Source organism: Actinomyces ihuae (assembly GCF_001457875.1).
In the GTDB taxonomy this organism is placed as follows: domain Bacteria; phylum Actinomycetota; class Actinomycetes; order Actinomycetales; family Actinomycetaceae; genus Pauljensenia; species Pauljensenia radingae_A.
In genome coordinates, this window is record NZ_CZPX01000004.1 from 272,045 (window position 1) to 288,421 (window position 16,377).

General features: G+C 59.7%; 14 protein-coding genes. 13 read left to right on the forward strand and 1 reads right to left on the reverse strand.

All coding sequences use genetic code 11. The features are described 5' to 3' along the window. Positions 1-29: 29 nt before the first annotated feature. From BN3002_RS02405 to miaA, 11 genes are all read left to right on the forward strand, one after another. Positions 30-2,729, forward strand: a complete 2,700-nt coding sequence (locus BN3002_RS02405) for a DNA translocase FtsK (protein WP_058236439.1) — start codon at positions 30-32, stop codon at positions 2,727-2,729. Between the two features lie 17 nt (positions 2,730-2,746). After that, complete coding sequence (pgsA, locus tag BN3002_RS02410) at positions 2,747-3,355, forward strand: CDP-diacylglycerol--glycerol-3-phosphate 3-phosphatidyltransferase (RefSeq protein ID WP_227469210.1); 609 nt, start codon at positions 2,747-2,749, stop codon at positions 3,353-3,355. 14 nt (positions 3,356-3,369) lie between these two features. Beyond that, complete coding sequence (locus BN3002_RS02415) at positions 3,370-5,154, forward strand: ABC transporter ATP-binding protein (protein WP_058236440.1); 1,785 nt, start codon at positions 3,370-3,372, stop codon at positions 5,152-5,154. Positions 5,155-5,362: 208 nt separating this feature from the next. Further along, positions 5,363-5,674, forward strand: coding sequence for a helix-turn-helix domain-containing protein (locus tag BN3002_RS02420; protein ID WP_058236441.1), 312 nt, complete (start codon positions 5,363-5,365; stop codon positions 5,672-5,674). Positions 5,675-5,688: 14 nt separating this feature from the next. Further along, the gene (locus tag BN3002_RS02425) at positions 5,689-5,910 is read left to right on the forward strand and encodes a DUF3046 domain-containing protein (protein WP_058236442.1); all 222 of its coding nucleotides are present in this window, start codon (positions 5,689-5,691) and stop codon (positions 5,908-5,910) included. 271 nt (positions 5,911-6,181) lie between these two features. Further along, the gene (recA, locus tag BN3002_RS02430; RefSeq protein ID WP_058236443.1) at positions 6,182-7,291 is read left to right on the forward strand and encodes a recombinase RecA; all 1,110 of its coding nucleotides are present in this window, start codon (positions 6,182-6,184) and stop codon (positions 7,289-7,291) included. A 5-nt stretch (positions 7,292-7,296) separates the two neighbouring features. Further along, positions 7,297-7,929 (forward strand): regulatory protein RecX, encoded by a 633-nt coding sequence (locus tag BN3002_RS02435; RefSeq protein WP_257525435.1) that lies wholly within the window; start codon positions 7,297-7,299, stop codon positions 7,927-7,929. Continuing rightward, complete coding sequence (locus BN3002_RS02440) at positions 7,919-8,425, forward strand: CinA family protein (protein WP_058236445.1); 507 nt, start codon at positions 7,919-7,921, stop codon at positions 8,423-8,425. The genes BN3002_RS02435 and BN3002_RS02440 overlap by 11 nt, the downstream gene beginning before the upstream one ends. Positions 8,426-8,452: 27 nt before the next feature. Further along, positions 8,453-10,006, forward strand: coding sequence for a tRNA (N6-isopentenyl adenosine(37)-C2)-methylthiotransferase MiaB (miaB, locus tag BN3002_RS02445; RefSeq protein ID WP_058236446.1), 1,554 nt, complete (start codon positions 8,453-8,455; stop codon positions 10,004-10,006). Between the two features lie 4 nt (positions 10,007-10,010). Further along, on the forward strand, positions 10,011-11,159 hold the full coding sequence (locus BN3002_RS02450) for a hypothetical protein (protein WP_058236447.1): 1,149 nt from the start codon (positions 10,011-10,013) through the stop codon (positions 11,157-11,159). Continuing rightward, positions 11,156-12,133: a tRNA (adenosine(37)-N6)-dimethylallyltransferase MiaA gene (miaA, locus tag BN3002_RS02455; RefSeq protein ID WP_058236448.1), complete on the forward strand. Its 978-nt coding sequence runs from the start codon at positions 11,156-11,158 to the stop codon at positions 12,131-12,133. Before BN3002_RS02450 ends, miaA begins: the two co-directional genes overlap by 4 nt. Before the next feature lie 23 nt (positions 12,134-12,156). Here the strand turns inward: miaA and BN3002_RS02460 are convergent, their stop codons facing one another. Further along, entirely contained in the window at positions 12,157-12,771 is a 615-nt protein-coding gene (locus tag BN3002_RS02460; protein WP_058236449.1) for a class I SAM-dependent methyltransferase, read from the reverse strand. Positions 12,772-12,855: 84 nt separating this feature from the next. On the opposite strand from BN3002_RS02460, the gene hflX reads away from it, so the two are divergent. Together hflX and BN3002_RS02470 are read left to right on the forward strand one after the other, a co-directional pair. Beyond that, on the forward strand, positions 12,856-14,394 hold the full coding sequence (gene hflX, locus BN3002_RS02465) for a GTPase HflX (RefSeq protein WP_082628499.1): 1,539 nt from the start codon (positions 12,856-12,858) through the stop codon (positions 14,392-14,394). Next, positions 14,387-16,369, forward strand: coding sequence for an ATP-dependent DNA helicase (locus BN3002_RS02470; RefSeq protein WP_058236859.1), 1,983 nt, complete (start codon positions 14,387-14,389; stop codon positions 16,367-16,369). The genes hflX and BN3002_RS02470 overlap by 8 nt, the downstream gene beginning before the upstream one ends. The last annotated feature ends 8 nt before the right edge of the window (positions 16,370-16,377 follow it).

Sequence of the window (16,377 nt, forward strand, 5' to 3'; positions counted from 1 at the left end):
GAAAGTGTTCGCGGTAGCGTCGAAGTATCATGGCCAAAAAACCTGCATCATCTTCGCGTACTCGCAGCTCTCGAACCTCGGGGCGCTCCTCTGCACGCGCCGAGAACGCTCCGGCACGCCCAGGCGGACTGGCACGGGCAGCGTCGGCAACCGGCCACGCGGTTCGCAGCGCACACGAGCAGTGGCGCGCTACGGACCCTCAGCTTAAACGCGACGCGTTGGCATTCATCTTGTGTGGGCTGGCCATTATCATCGCCCTGCGTGAATGGTTCGGCATATCGGGGACCGCAGGAATGATCGTGCATCACGCGGTAGCCGGCCTGGTCGGACTGTTCTCCGTTCTGGTGCCGATTCTGTTCGTGGCTTTGTCGATCGAGCTCATCAAGGCACGGTCCGGCCAGCACGCGCTGCCACACCACATTGCAGGTGGAATCGGCATGGCCATGTCGATTGCGGGCATCACCCACATCACCGCGGGAAACCCGAACATCGATTCCTTTGACCGGCTTGAAGCAGCCGGAGGGCTTGCCGGCTGGTTCATCGGACGCCCGCTGGCTCAGCTGCTGTCACCCTGGGGAGCGATCCCCATTCTGGTGCTGCTCGCCCTGTACTCACTGCTGCTTGCCACCCGCACCCGAATCAGTGACATTCCCGCAGTGCTGCGCTCATGGTGGCGCATCCTGTCACGCCAGGACCAGCGTGAACGCATTGATGCAGACGATGTCGATAGTGACGAGGACGAGCTTGCGGCCACCGCTCAGCTGGATTCCTACGACGCGGATGAAGCATTCCGCCGTGCACACGAGAGCGCACACGCCGTCCCGAATGTGTCAGAACACCAGGACATCGAGGAAACGGAGCCCCCCTCGTCAGACCACGAACCAGAAGCAGCAACCCAGGTCCTGCCACAGGCAGATACGGGAGCAGGGGAGGAGACCTCCACACTGGCCGCACCGCCCACGACCGAGCCGCCTGCCAGTTCGTTCCAGCCCGAGCTCGACGAGTCGATTTCCTATACGCTGCCTGACGAATCCCTTCTGGTCCGCGGCGCGCCGCACAAGACGCGTTCTGCCGCGAACGATCAGATCATCGAGGCCCTGCAGCGCGTATTGACCGAATTTAACGTCGACGCCACAGTGACAGGCTTTTCGCGCGGCCCCACGGTGACTCGATACGTCGTCGAGCTGGGTCCGGGCGTCAAGGTTGAACGCATCACGAACCTGTCGAAGAACATTGCCTACGCTGTGGCAACAGCAGACGTGCGCATCATTTCACCGATTCCCGGCAAGTCCGCCATCGGTGTGGAGATCCCGAACCCTGACCGCGAGACGGTCGCATTGGGTGACGTGCTGCGCTCCGGTGTCGCCAAGCGCAATCACCACCCGCTCATGGTCGGTGTGGGTAAGGACGTCGAGGGTGGCTACGTTGTCACCAACCTGGCGAAGACACCGCACCTGCTGGTTGCAGGCCAGACCGGTTCGGGTAAGTCGAGCTTCATCAACTCGATGATCACGTCCATCATGATGCGCGCCACTCCGCAGCAGGTACGCATGATTCTGGTGGACCCCAAGCGTGTGGAACTGACGGTCTATGACGGAATACCGCACCTGATCGCACCGATCATCACGGATCCGAAGAAAGCCGCCGAAGCGCTTGAATGGGTTGTTGAAGAGATGACCAGGCGTTACGACGACCTGCACACATACAAGTTCCGTCATATTGACGACTTCAACAAGGCCGTGCTGTCCGGGCAGGTGCACGCGCTGCCGGGACTGGATCGCACGCTCAAGCCCTACCCGTACCTGCTGGTCGTGGTCGATGAGCTGGCGGACCTGATGATGGTGGCGCCTCGTGACGTGGAAGCGTCCATTCAGCGCATTACACAGCTGGCACGTGCGGCCGGCATTCACCTGGTGCTGGCCACCCAGCGCCCGTCGGTGGACGTGGTCACCGGCGGCATTAAAGCTAATGTTCCCTCTCGTCTCGCGTTCGCAACAGCCTCGCAAACTGACTCGCGCGTGATTTTGGACCAGACCGGTGCTGAAAAGCTGATCGGTCAAGGTGACGGCCTGTATCTGCCGGCGGGTGCGGCGAAACCTTTGCGCGTTCAGAGCTCGTGGGTCACTGAATCTGAAATCCATGCTGTTGTCACGCATGTGAAGGAGCAGATGGAAGTGCAGTACCGTCAAGACGTCACGGCACCTGCGAAGAAGCCGAAGGTTGCTGAGGATATTGGTGATGATCTTGAGGATCTGCTGCAGGCAGCCGAACTGGTGATTTCCACACAGCTGGGCTCCACCTCCATGCTGCAGCGCAAACTGCGCATCGGGTTCGCACGCGCAGGACGATTGATGGATCTGCTGGAATCGCGCGAAATTGTCGGCCCGTCCGAAGGATCCAAGGCGCGCGAAGTGCTGGTTCCACCTGAGTCCTTGCCGGACGTGCTGGCAATGCTGCGCGGGGAAACGGATTCCGTACATGCTTCCGAACCGGAACAACCTGCCGATCCGGCCTCCAGTCAGGGCGGCTACCACGGCGCGCCCTCGTCCGCTGATCACGCACCTGACGCGTACGGCGACTCAATGGGTCATGACTCACATGCAGGGCCGTTCGCCCACCCTCACCGGGACCTGACCAGCATCGGCGCACCTGATGACTGGGTCGATGAGAAGGACTATGACGACGGGTCAGGTCCAAATGAAGACGCCTGGCAACTGACTGGTCGCTGAACACGATAGGATTCATCATGATGAAGTCAGCACCGGAAAACGTCTCGATGTTGGATGAGGGGCCGAAGCGCTCCTGGGTCAATGTTCCCAACATCCTGACTGTTTTTCGCCTCATCATGGTGCCCATCCTCATCATCTTGATGCTGCAGCATGACTGGAACCTGCACTGGTGGGCGGTCAGCGTGTTCGTGATTGCCGGCGTCACCGACCAGCTCGATGGGCACATCGCCCGCTCGCAGGACCTCATTACCGATTTCGGCCGGATCATGGATCCGATTGCCGACAAGGCACTGACCTTGAGCGCCTTCATCATGCTGAGCATCGCGGGTTACCTCCCGTGGTGGTTCACCATCGTCATTGCGGCAAGAGAACTAGGCGTGACGGTGTTGCGTGCACTCCTGCTCAAACGCTCAGTTGTCGTTGCTGCATCGCTTGCGGGCAAGTTCAAGACCTTGTTGCAAATGTTCCTGATCTTCATTCTGCTGCTGCCCTGGTCCACTTTTTCGAACATCGTTATGCCGGGATCATGGTTCATGGTCGTCGTTGCAGCACTGACTCTGATCGCCACATTGTGGAGTGGAGCCGGCTACGTGATCGAAAGCGTCAAACTGTTCGGCAAACATTAGGTGTCATCTCAGACATGAAGAATATCTGGCGAATCCTGTCAAACGCCCGGTCACTGTGGCCGCTCTACGTTGGCATTATCATCGGCGCCATCGTCACGACGGTGACCTCCCTGCTCAGCCCCTTCGTCATCGCGCAGGGCACGCAGATCGTCGTGGACATGATCGGCGGCAAGACGAACGCGACGATCACCACCCTGGTGTGGCTGGCCGTTGGACTGCTCGCACTCATGGTGCTGAACTCGTTGATCACGAACGTCACCGGCTATATGGGTGACCAGATGAGCACGAGGATCCGCGCGATCCTGTCGCACAACTATTTTTCGAAACTGCTGCGCCTGCCGCAGCGCTATTTTGATTCCGAGCTGACCGGCACGATCATTTCGCGCCTGAACCGTTCAATCACTTCGGTGGCTGACTTCCTGCAGGTATTCGCCAATTCGTTTTTCACCACGATCCTCACCGTCGTCACGGTGCTGGTTGTGGCTGGCCTGCACTCGCCGTGGCTGGCGTTGTGCCTGTTCATCATCTACCCGCTGTTCGTCTGGCTTACAGCTTTGACCTCGGTGAAATGGCAGGTGTGGGAGCATCAGAAGAACGAGCACTACGACATCTCGGGTGGCCGTTTTGCTGAAGTCATCGGCCAGCTTCGCGTCGTGAAGTCCTATACGCGTGAGCGTTCCGAACTGGAAGCCTTCGACGGGCACTACGACGACGCAATCAGCATCACGCGCTCCCAGTCTGCCTACTGGCACCGCATGGACATTATTCGTCGCGTGTGCCTGGACCTGGTGTTCTTCGCGGTCTACCTGATTATCTTCATCCAAACTGCTCGCGGCGCCTTCTCCGTTGGATCAATGGTGCTGCTGATCCAACTGATCAACATGGCCAAGCAGCCTGTCACGTCGATGAGCTACTACGTGGATACCCTGCAAAAGGCGATCACCGGCTCCAACGAGTACTTCAAAGTCATGTCAGAACCCGACGAGCCGCTGACCGCCGTGCACGAGACAATCGACTGGTCCAGCGAGGATCCATACGTCGAGTACACCCACGTCAACTTTGGTTACACCGACGAGGCAGTCCTGCGCGATATTTCCCTCGCTATTCGCAAAGGTGAACGCATCGCGTTTGTGGGTGAGTCAGGTGGTGGGAAAACCACGATGATCAACCTGCTGATGAAGCTGTACACGCCTGATTCAGGCGTGCTGAGGGTACGCGGACATGACGTGACGCAGGTGCCGACTCAGACGTTGCGCGATCAGATCGGTGTTGTTTTCCAGGACGCGAGCCTGTTCTCCGGCACGATTCGTGACAACATCACCTACGGCAAACCCGACGCTACGGACGACGAGATTGTCGAGGTGGCGCGTCGAGCGAACGCCCTGTCGTTCATTGAGCGCCTTCCCGAACGCTTCGACACGCAGATCGGTGAGCGCGGCATCAAACTGTCAGGTGGGCAAAAACAGCGCATCTCCGTTGCTCGCGCCATGCTCAAGGACGCGCCGATCCTCGTGCTCGATGAGGCAACCTCAGCCCTAGACACCAAAGCTGAACGGCAGGTTCAGGCCGGCCTCGACGAACTCATGCATGGGCGCACGACGATCATCATCGCGCACAGGCTGTCCACGATCGCAACGGTGGATCGAATCGTCACCTTGAAGAACGGGACGATCGATGAGGTCGGGTCGCCTGCTGAACTGGCGCGCAGTGGCGGAATCTACGCGCAGCTCCTGGCGCTGCAGGCCACAGACTCGCACGCCAGCCGCACACTGCTCAAACAATTTGAAATCACGCACTGACGCTGCCGGCCAGGGGAGTACCAACTCCCCGAATCGAGACGTACCCCACATTAGGGATCTGTCAACTGCCGGGAATAAAGACATCGTCAAGGGCGTTGAAATGATCAGACAAGGAAATGATCCTGCGCATTGCAAGCTGGTGTTCAGTAACTTCCCAGTTGGTGAACATAGGATGCATGTGAGTTCAACGAGAGGATACAGTCAGAACATGACGACAACTGCAACAGCACCACTGCTTCGCACCGAGATCGGCGACGTGCTGCGCTCACTGCGTCAGGACCAGGGCCGGACCTTACGCGAAGTTTCATCTCAGGCACAGGTGTCGCTGGGATATCTGTCCGAAGTTGAGAGGGGACAGAAAGAAGCCTCCTCTGAACTGCTGCAAGCCATTACCGGAGCACTAGGCGTCCCGCTGTGGGTCGTCCTGCGCACCGTGTCAGATCGCATGGCGATCATTGAAAGCACAACGGTGCCCGATACGGTACCCGATGATTTGATGTCGGTTGCGCTGTTGAGCTAGAACGGTTCAGCTTCGTGCTCAAATCAGAATTCTGGAACGCCCTTGACCAGGTCTATGGACCTGCGTTGGGGCGTTCCCTGTTTCAGGACCTCTACCTCGTCCCGCTGAAAATGAGCGGCCGTGAGGCGATGGATGCCGGTGTTGACGTTGAGGTGATATGGGACGCCCTCGTCGATGAAACCGGAAAAGGCGAAGAAGCCCGCTGGGTGCACAGGCGCCCGAAGAAGAAGCGCTGAAGGCGAGCCGAACGGTTGCCTGCGCGAGAATTGACGGGCGAGGCGGCTCACGTTTGTGACATCAGCGTGTCGTTTCACAATCGAACACGTGTTCCACTACTGTATCCACAGGTGGCCCGATTCGCTCCAGCTTTCCACAGATTGCTCGCGACGAATCCCAAATGCCTATGGTCGGGCATATCGTCACTCATGCACCCCGGCGAGGGGACCGCATTCCGAGACCAGGACTGATCCATTGGGCGGAGAGCCCGCAACGACGAGGAGAAACACGATGGCCAGGAAAACAGCCCCGCGTGCGCAGCAAGCGACCACAGATCGCGACAAAGCACTGGAAGTGGCACTCGCGCAGATCGATAAGCAGTTCGGAAAAGGATCTGTGATGCGACTGGGCGACGATGCGCGCCCGCCCGTACGCGTCATTCCCACAGGTTCGCTGGCCCTCGACATCGCACTGGGTATCGGCGGTTTGCCGCGCGGTCGAGTCGTTGAAATCTATGGACCAGAATCTTCCGGTAAAACCACCGTTGCTCTGCACGCCGTTGCCAACGCACAAAAAGCGGGTGGAAACGCTGCGTTCATCGACGCTGAGCACGCACTTGATCCGGAGTATGCGCGTGCTTTGGGCGTGGACACTGACTCCCTGCTGGTTTCACAGCCTGACACCGGTGAACAGGCACTGGAAATTGCCGACATGCTGATCCGCTCGGGCGGCATTGACATCATCGTCATTGACTCGGTGGCCGCGCTCGTTCCCAAGGCAGAAATCGAAGGCGAAATGGGTGACTCGCACGTCGGCCTGCAGGCCCGTCTGATGAGTCAGGCGCTGCGCAAGATCGCAGGCGTCCTGTCGGCCACAGGGACAACTGCGATCTTCATTAACCAGCTGCGTGAAAAGATCGGTGTGTTCTTCGGATCTCCCGAGACAACAACGGGTGGCAAGGCACTGAAGTTCTACGCTTCAGTTCGCATCGACGTGCGTCGTATCCAGACTCTCAAAAATGGCGATCAACCCGTCGGCAACCGCACCCGCGCCAAAGTCGTCAAGAACAAGATGGCGCCGCCGTTCAAGCAGGCGGAGTTCGACATCGTCTACGGTAAGGGAATCTCACGTGAAGGCTCCCTGATTGACATGGGCGTGGAAAGCGGCATCGTGCGCAAGTCAGGTTCCTGGTTTACCTACGGAGATGATCAGCTGGGCCAGGGCAAGGAGAACGCCCGCCAGTTCCTTGTTGACAATGCTGAACTTGCCGACGAGATCGAACACAAGATCCTGCAGGCCGTTGGCATCGAAGCATCTCCCGAAGAAGAATCAACACAGTCCGAGGAGGCTTCGGAGACAGCGGAGCCGGCCGTTGACCCCTCCGAAGATGCAGGATTCTAAGGTGTGTGCACGTGGTCAACTACTCGGATCCCGAAGACCATCCTGAGCTGGGTGACCAGCGTCGGCGTGCAACCGCGGATTCGGCTGCGCAACGCATGGCGCGAATTCGCGAACGCAACGCTTCTTTAACGGGGACAGCCGCGATTGAAGCGGCACGTGAGGTGGCACTGCGTCAGCTGGACGCCAGGGCGCGATCACGCGCCGAACTGCACACGGCCATCACGTCGCGTGGCTTTTCCAGTGATGTTGCCGATGACGTACTGGAACGGCTCGAACGCGTTGGACTGGTTGATGATCGCGCGTTTGCCGCCATGTTCGTCAAGGACCGCTTCTCGCTGGGCGGCAAAGCAGGACGCGCACTGGCAGCAGATCTGGCGAAACGCGGAGTTGCGCTGGAGCTGATTAACGAGGCCCTGAGCGAGATTTCTCATGAGGATGAACAGGCGCGGGCTCGACAACTTGTCGACGCGAAGAAACGGTCGGTGCTGTCACGAGGGCTCGACGGCGCTGAACGCGATAAAGCCTTTCGCAGGCTGACGGGTATGCTGGCGCGCAAAGGATATGCGGCTCACGTGTGCGTCAGCGTTGTCGGCGCCGCGTTGAATGAGTGGAGTAGAGAATCGGACGATGACATCTGATGATGCGACTTTTCGCCTGGTGCACGACCTTATCGACTCACACCTGACGATTGCGACAGCTGAATCCCTGACAGGTGGGCTCCTGTGCTCGACACTGGTCAACATTGCAGGCGCATCCGATGCGGTGCGCGGAGGCGTGTGTACCTATGCCACTGAGCTGAAGGCTGACATTCTGGGTGTCGATCGGGCACACCTGGCACGAACCGGTCCGGTAGATGCGGACGTGGCCATTCAGATGGCTCAGGGGGTACGCACCCTGATGGGTGCCGATATCGGTATCTCCACCACAGGCGTGGCCGGCCCAGGTCCGGCAGACGGGCACGAAGCAGGAACCGTCCACATCGCCTGTGTCACTCCAGAAGGCTTCACGCAGCGTGAATATCACTTCACTGACCGCTCACGCACACAGGTGCGCACCGCGGCTGTGGACGCTGCAATCACGCTGGTGAGTGACGTGGTCACACGCGGGCATGACGAACCCAACAGGGTGGAGTAAGGCATTGTTGAGTAGAATCTTCAGACGATGACTTCTTTGACCGATCTTTCCGCGCCAGCCGCACCGTCTGCACTGCCACGTACCTACGCGGTGCGCACACTCGGATGCCAGATGAACGAGCATGATTCAGAACGCATGGCGGGACTACTGGAAGAGTATGGACTGGTTCCCGTCTCACAAGTACCCGAAGCTGCAGCACGTGCCACTGATGCCGGCGACATGGGCGCTGACGTGGTGGTCATCAATACCTGCTCGGTCAGAGAAAACGCTGCGACTCGTCTGTTCGGAAATCTTGGCCAGCTCGCCCAGGTCAAACGTGAACGCCCCGGCATGCAGATCGCAGTGGGCGGGTGCCTGGCTCAGCAAATGCGCGGCGGTATTGTGGAACGCGCACCTTGGGTCGACGCCGTTTTCGGCACACACAACATCGATGTTCTGCCCGCACTGTTGCGGCGCGCTGAACACAACCAGGAAGCAGCAGTTGAGATCGAAGAATCGCTGAAGGTTTTTCCATCGACGCTGCCCACACACCGCGAATCCGTGTATGCGGCATGGGTGTCGATCTCTGTCGGATGCAATAACACCTGCACATTCTGCATCGTGCCGCATCTGCGCGGAAAGGAACGCGACCGCAGGCCAGGTGAGATCCTCCAGGAAGTCGAAGCAGTTGTCGCACAAGGCGCTATCGAAGTGACGCTGCTGGGGCAAAACGTCAACTCCTACGGTGTGGGATTCGGTCACAGAGGAGCCTTCGCTGATCTGCTGCGCACAGTCGGCGCAGTCGATGGAATTGAGCGCGTACGCTTCACCTCCCCTCACCCGGCAGCTTTCACTGATGACGTCATCGAGGCGATGGCTCAGACACCCACCGTCATGCCATCCCTGCACATGCCATTGCAGTCAGGCTCAGACACGGTGCTGCGCCAGATGCGCCGCTCGTACCGTCGCAAGAAATTCATGGGCATTTTGGAACGCGTTCGCGCAGCAATGCCCGACGCGGCTATTACGACCGACATCATCGTCGGCTTCCCCGGCGAAACGGAAAAAGATTTCGAGCAGACCCTCGAAGTCGTCGAAGAAGCACGCTTCGCATCTGCTTTCACCTTCCTGTACTCACCGCGCCCCGGCACGCCCGCAGCCGATCGCGACGACCAGGTTGACCCCGCGGTCGCCTCCGAACGCTACAGCCGTCTTATCGCCCTGCAAGATAAGATCTGCGCGCAGGACAATGAGAAGCTCGAAGGCACTGCCGTCGAAGTCCTCGTCAGCGAAGGACAAGGCCGCAAAGACGGTGCCACTCAACGCATCACGGGGCGCGCGCGTGATAACCGACTGGTACATGTCGCCCTGCCCGACACTCTTGTAGAAGCGGACAGGCCACGACCCGGCGATATGGTGCGCGCAACGGTCACGCACGGTGCGCCTCACCATCTACTCGCTGACTCGGCCCTGACCGGGGGACTTTTCGACGTTCGCCGTACCCGTGCAGGGGACGCATGGCAGGAGGTTCAGCGTGCGCACAACGAGGCATCCGATCCACGCGTAACTCTTGGAATGCCGACGCTGCGCATGAGATCATGAATGCATGAAGCAAAGCGACGTTGACGCCGTCCAGGACGTCACGCTTATTGAGGTGCGCCCCCAAATCAGCCGTCCGTTCAACAATGAACACCCGCACGCTGATCTCTACTGCCGGTTGGCGGCTCTCACGGAGCAACATTCGCAGCGAATCTTTGGCACATCTGTGTGGGCGCTGACCGCCCAGCAGCTCTCCACGGCTCGTCATTCGTGCGCTCAGCTCTTTATCGTTGCCTGCGCAGGTTCCCAGCCCGTCGACGTCGATCGAGCCAGCGTGATCGGCTTTGCCTATCTGGAGCTACCGCTGCTGGAGAACACTCATCTGGCAACGTATGACATCTATCTGGCAGATTCCCACAATGAGGCGATCGCTCAGGCGCTTCGCGCCCGATGTGAAGAAAAAGCGCGGCGCTATGGGCGCACCGGTATCGACACGTGGGTTGTGTCGACCTCGTGGCACAAGATCGAGGATTCCGAAGCTATCGCTGACGTCAGTGGATATCACCCGGATCGGCCGGATACCCTCGTCAATTTTGATGAGGATGCCGACACTCGGGCACTGCGAGCCGGGGGCTATGAGCCTGTGTGCGGTGAATGGGTGAATGTTCTTCCTGCCCAACGTATCCGTGAAGCCGCACCGGTCGCGCCTGACGGTTTTGAAACAGTGACGTGGACAGGACCCTTCACTCGGCCCGCGCTCGCCAGGCAGATGGTGCGCCTCTACGAAATGTGTGCGCGTGACATCCCTTCAGGTGCGCTACCCACTGATCAAAGCGCAATCTGGGACGAACAGCGTATCCGACTGATGGAGGACGGACTCTACCGCGCCGGCACCAAGTGGATGACGACCGCAATTCGACCAGCCGGAGGACCACTGGTTGGTTGGACAACGCTGACGTATCGTGACGACACATCCGGCTACGCTTACCAGGAAACAACGCTGATCGACCCGCAATACCGGGGCAGGAAACTGTCAGCGTGGATCAAGCTTGTCAATGCTCAGGCACTGGAACGTGAACGCCCCGACATCTGTCACATCGTGACATCGAATGCCGTGACCAACCGCGCAGTATTGGCGCTCAACCGCAACTTTGACGCTCGCGCCGTTGCCATTGACGTGGACTGGTACAAACCGCTGGGTGATCAGAACCTGTGACCTCTGACCACACTCCGATTATCGCCGTCGTCGGCCCCACAGCCTCAGGAAAGTCCGACCTCGCCCTTACCATTGCGCAGGATCTGCCGGCATTGCTGGGAACATCCGGTGAGGCCGAATTGGTCAGCGCGGACGCGATGCAGCTGTACCGAGGAATGGATATCGGCACGGCCAAAACACCACTGGAGGAACGCCGAGGGATCACACACCACCAGATCGACGTCCTGGATGTGACAGACGAGGCCAGTGTTGCCGCCTATCAGCGCGAAGGACGACGTGACATCGCGGATATTCATCGTCGTGCGGGCATCGCCGTGGTTGCCGGCGGATCGGGACTGTACGTTCGCGCGCTCCTTGACGTCATCGACTTTCCTGGCACAGATCCGGACATACGCGCCCGCATTGAAGCTGAGGGTGACGGGCCACTGGGCGTCCAAGGGCTGTGGGACAAGCTCTGTGAGCGTGACCCGATTGCTGCGTCCCGAATCGACCCGCATAACGCGCGCCGAATTGTGCGCGCACTTGAAGTGATTGAACTGACGGGGGAGTCGTTCTCAGCGCGCCTGCCGCGCTACGAGTTCGCCCAGCCGGCGGTCATGCTCGGAATGAGGCGTGAGCCTGCCCGCCTCGATGAGCGCATCGCGGTCAGAACGCACGCCATGTTTGACGAGGGCCTGCTTGACGAGGTTGCCCACCTGATTCCTCTCGGATTGCGCGAGGGCAAGACGGCATCCCGGGCAACGGGATATGCGCAGGCTCTGTCCGTGCTTGACGGTCATATGAGTCGTGATGAGGCGATTGAGTCGGTTGCACTGGCCACCCGTCAGCTTGCACGGCGACAGATCAAATGGTTCAGACGGGACCCACGCATCATGTGGATCGATGCAGACGGGTGCGATGAGGCGGCACTGCGCGCGAACGCGTTGAAGTTGATCGAGCGCGCACTCAGTGATGCACAGCCCGAATCGTTCTAGCGCTGCGCAGCCTGAATCGCGATCTAGCGGCGCGCGACCCGAATAATGCGGTAGCCCTTCTTGGATGCAATCTTGCCGGCATCCCAGCCTTGCTCGCACAGCCAGGAGATCAGGGAATCTGCGCCAAGGTTGCGCTGTACCACCAGGTACGCCTCACCCTCATCGGCCAGCAGGTTGAGCCATTGAGTCAGCAATTCACGCAATGCTTTTTTCCCGATACGCACCGGAGGGTTTGACCAGATCAGGTCGAAACGCACGTTCTCGGAGTGAGCTTTGGCCAGGGCAGCGGGCGCACGGTACGCCGTGATATTGGACACTCCCGCGGCTGTGGCGTTGCGGCGCGTCAAATCGAGCGCCCTGTCTGTCACATCGACTGCCCACACCTGAGCCTCGGGCGACTCCAGCGCCATCGCCAGCGCGATCGGCCCCCATCCGCACCCGACATCCACAAACGTTCCTGACGAAGGCGGCGTGGGAGCTTCTGCCAAAAGCTGGCGTGTCCCCAGGTCCAGACGGTTGGCAGAAAAAATATGATCACTGACCCAGGCGCGAAAATCGTGTCCGCGCAGCGCCACGTCAATGCGGCGCAGTTCAGATTCTTCGGCAGGAGCAGCGTTGGTGAAGTACTGGTCAGTCATGATGTCCAGCCTAGTGGATCACTCAGGTGTCCACACCCATCGCTGTCTCATCTGCGCGGGTGGGTCTGCTCGTGGCACACTAGGATGAACCCGCAACGAAGGAGATCAGTGGCCGACTCACGTGATTCAACCTCAGCGCATGACGACGAATCGTTCAAAGCAGCAGAAGACGTCGTGGCGCGTATCCTCGCCCGCCAGGGCACAGCACTGGCATCCACGCGCTTTCAGGACACGACGCACGATGCTGGCGACCTGGAACGGGAGGCGCGCGCCGGTATGCGCCGCGTCAATGACATTGCGAGCCAGACCGAGCTTGACGAAGTCAGTGAAGTTGAATACCGCCAGGTGCGTCTCGAACGTGTGGTCCTGGTGGGCCTGCGCACAACGCAGAGTCTGGAGGAATCGGAAAATTCGTTGCGTGAACTGGCAGCACTGGCTGATACAGCCGGATCCCACGTCCTCGATGGCATCATTCAGCGGCGCCCCACCCCAGATCCTGGCACCTACCTCGGCTCCGGTAAAGCGCGTGAACTCGCTGAAATCGTGGCGGATAGCAGGGCAGACACGGTCATTGTGGACGGTGAACTGACCGCTTCTCAGCGCCGCGGCTTGGAAGACGTCGTCAAAGTGAAAGTTGTTGATCGTACGACGTTGATCCTTGATATTTTCGCCCAACATGCCAAGTCTCGTGAAGGCAAGGCACAGGTGGAGCTCGCTCAGCTCGAATATCTGTTGCCGCGACTGCGAGGTTGGGGTGAGTCCATGTCGCGTCAGGCCGGTGGCCGTGTGGCCGGCGGTGAAGGTATCGGCTCACGAGGACCCGGTGAAACGAAAATCGAACTGGATCGGCGCCGCATTCGATCACGCATGGCGCGCCTGCGCGCACAGATCCGTGACATGGAACCCGCCCGACGCACTCAACGAGCTGCACGCCGTCGCATGGGTGTGCCCTCTGTGGCGATTGTCGGGTACACGAACGCTGGGAAATCTACCCTGCTCAACCAGCTCACTGATGCCGGCGTGCTTGTGGAGGACGCGCTGTTCGCGACTCTCGACCCAACTGTCCGCCGGACGCAAACTTCTGATGGCCGGGTCTTCACACTGTCTGACACGGTGGGGTTCGTCCGTAATCTGCCGACGCAACTGGTGGAGGCGTTCCGATCCACGCTCGAAGAGGTCGGTGAAGCGGACGTGATCGTCCACGTCGTTGATGCGGCTCACCCTGATCCGGTCGGCCAGGTCGAAACCGTGCGCGGCGTGCTGGACACGATTGACGGCACGGAGACGATTCCCGAAATTCTTGTGCTCAACAAGAGTGACCTGGCCTCGCCTGAACGCCGGGCGCTGAACCGTACGTTGTTTCCCAAAGCTGTTGCGATCAGTGCTCGCACTGGGCAGGGAATCGAGGAGCTGCGCCAGCTCATCGAAGACACGTTGCCGCGTCCGCGCGTCTATGTTGACGTGGTCGTCCCGTACGACCACGGCGACCTCGTCCATGCCGCCCACGAACAGGGCGAGGTCCTCAGTGAAGACTACGAGGCAGCAGGCACGCATATCACTGCTCACGTCGACAGTGCGCTTGCAGACCGACTTCATCATGTGAATGCCGCGCCCCATGAGTGAGGCTGACGAGCAGGAGACTGCCCTCGAACATCGTATTTTGACCCGAGTGCTCACCGCGATGGGAGGCAGTCGGCGCGACGGCCAGGTTCGCATGATTGACGAGGGCGCCTCCGCGCTGAAATCAGGTCACCATGTGATGATTCAGGCGGGAACCGGCACGGGCAAGTCGATTGGTTACCTGATTCCGGTGCTGGCTCGGGCAGCTGAATCAGGCGCACGAACCCTGATCACAACGGCCACGCTGGCACTGCAACGCCAGATTCTGACGAAGGACGCTCCTTTGGTCATTGACGCCGTGGCGGATGAAACGGGTGTGCGTCCGCATGTCGCACTGCTCAAAGGATGGTCGAATTACGTCTGCAAGTATCGAGCTGACGGTGGGCGCTCCCAGCTGGATACTCTTTTCGACGCTGCCGACGCGCATCAGGGACCAATCAGTGACCTCGGCAAAGAAGTGACGCGGGTGCGAGAATGGGCGCGCATCACGGATACAGGTGATCGTGATGATCTGATCCCCGGCGTCTCCGACCGGGCGTGGAGACAGGTGAGTGTCTCGAAGCGTGAATGCATGGGGCGCGACTGCCCATTTGTGGAGGAATGCTTTGCTGGTCTCGCGCGCGATGAAGCGCTTGAAGCTGACGTGGTGGTCTCAAACCATTCCCTCTTCGGTATTGACACGATGAGTGCGCTCAACCTGTTTGGAGAGTTGGATCATGTGGTGGTTGATGAATGCCACGAACTTGCTTCCCGCGTTCGCTCTCAAGCCTGTTGTGAAATATCCAAGGCACTGTGTACGCGCGTGGCGCGAGTAGTACGCACGCTGGTCAAATCCGTTGATATTCAACCGTTCGAGCAGGCAGCGAGCGCATTGATGGATGCCCTCGACGCGCAGCCTGACGGGCTGATGGTGTGCAGGCCAGATGCGGTAGTTGAGGCGATCAGCGTATGTGATTCAACGGTGCGTACCGTGGCCAGTGAAGTTGAGCAGTCCTCGGTGGAGCAGAGTCAGAAACTCATGGCGCAGGCGGCGTGTGATGAGTTCATCGAGGCGATCGACGCGTGGAATGTCGATCCAGCTCAGACGATTACGTACATCGAGAGGGACACGGATAGCAGCGCTGTGTCGTTGAAGATTGCGCCTCTGGATGTCGCCGGACCGCTCGGCGCGGTCGGGCTGGGGGAGCGTGCGGCGATCTTGACGTCTGCCACGCTGGCACTGGGCGGGTCTTTTGATTCGGCGGCTCGGGAATGCGGCCTGATGGTCTCCCACGTGCCCTGGCATGGCATTGACGTTGGTTCGCCCTTCGATGTGGCTCGTCAGGGCGTCATCTACGTGGCGCAGCATCTGCCAGTTCCGGGTCGCGAGGGCCCGAGCGGAGAAGCGCTTGATGAGCTTGTCACCCTGACTCAAGCGGCAGGTGGAGGTGTACTCGCCTTGTTTTCAGCATGGCGTGGTCTGAAGGCCGGTGCGCGAGCACTTCGCGAGGGGACATCTCTGGACGTGTACGTGCAGGGAGAGGAAACCACGTCGGCGTTGGTGTCGCGTTTTCGAAACGAACGCGATTCGTGTCTGGTTGGCACACTGTCACTGTGGCAGGGGGTCGACGTTGTGGGCCCGTCCTGTCGGCTTGTTGTCATCGACCGGATTCCGTTTCCTCATCCTGATAACGCGGTGTTCCAGGCGCTGCAAAACGATGCAGCGAAACGGGGAATGAGCGGTTTCGGCGCGGTGGCACTGCCTCACGCAGCACTGTTGATGGCCCAGGGCGCAGGCCGACTGTTGCGTTCCTCGCAGGATCAGGGAGTTGTGGCAGTGCTGGATCCGCGACTGGTCACAAAGTCGTATGGCAGCTTTATCCGCGCCACCATGCCGCAGATGTGGCCGACGACAGATTCGCGCATCGTGGTACAGGCGCTTGAACGTCTTGCAGCCAGTCTTGACACACCCGATTCGTCCAGTCGCCCTCGTGAATGAGACCATAG

What these genes read in the sequence shown, in the direction of transcription:
- BN3002_RS02450 (WP_058236447.1), top strand. Translation starts at nt 10,011, where the DNA reads ATGAAGCAAAGCGACGTTGACGCCGTCCAGGACGTCACGCTTATTGAG.
- pgsA (WP_227469210.1), top strand. Translation starts at nt 2,747, where the DNA reads ATGATGAAGTCAGCACCGGAAAACGTCTCGATGTTGGATGAGGGGCCG.
- BN3002_RS02460 (WP_058236449.1), bottom strand. Translation starts at nt 12,771, where the DNA reads ATGACTGACCAGTACTTCACCAACGCTGCTCCTGCCGAAGAATCTGAA.
- recA (WP_058236443.1), top strand. Translation starts at nt 6,182, where the DNA reads ATGGCCAGGAAAACAGCCCCGCGTGCGCAGCAAGCGACCACAGATCGC.
- BN3002_RS02470 (WP_058236859.1), top strand. Translation starts at nt 14,387, where the DNA reads ATGAGTGAGGCTGACGAGCAGGAGACTGCCCTCGAACATCGTATTTTG.
- BN3002_RS02420 (WP_058236441.1), top strand. Translation starts at nt 5,363, where the DNA reads ATGACGACAACTGCAACAGCACCACTGCTTCGCACCGAGATCGGCGAC.
- hflX (WP_082628499.1), top strand. Translation starts at nt 12,856, where the DNA reads ATGAACCCGCAACGAAGGAGATCAGTGGCCGACTCACGTGATTCAACC.
- BN3002_RS02440 (WP_058236445.1), top strand. Translation starts at nt 7,919, where the DNA reads ATGACATCTGATGATGCGACTTTTCGCCTGGTGCACGACCTTATCGAC.
- BN3002_RS02405 (WP_058236439.1), top strand. Translation starts at nt 30, where the DNA reads ATGGCCAAAAAACCTGCATCATCTTCGCGTACTCGCAGCTCTCGAACC.
- miaB (WP_058236446.1), top strand. Translation starts at nt 8,453, where the DNA reads ATGACTTCTTTGACCGATCTTTCCGCGCCAGCCGCACCGTCTGCACTG.
- BN3002_RS02415 (WP_058236440.1), top strand. Translation starts at nt 3,370, where the DNA reads ATGAAGAATATCTGGCGAATCCTGTCAAACGCCCGGTCACTGTGGCCG.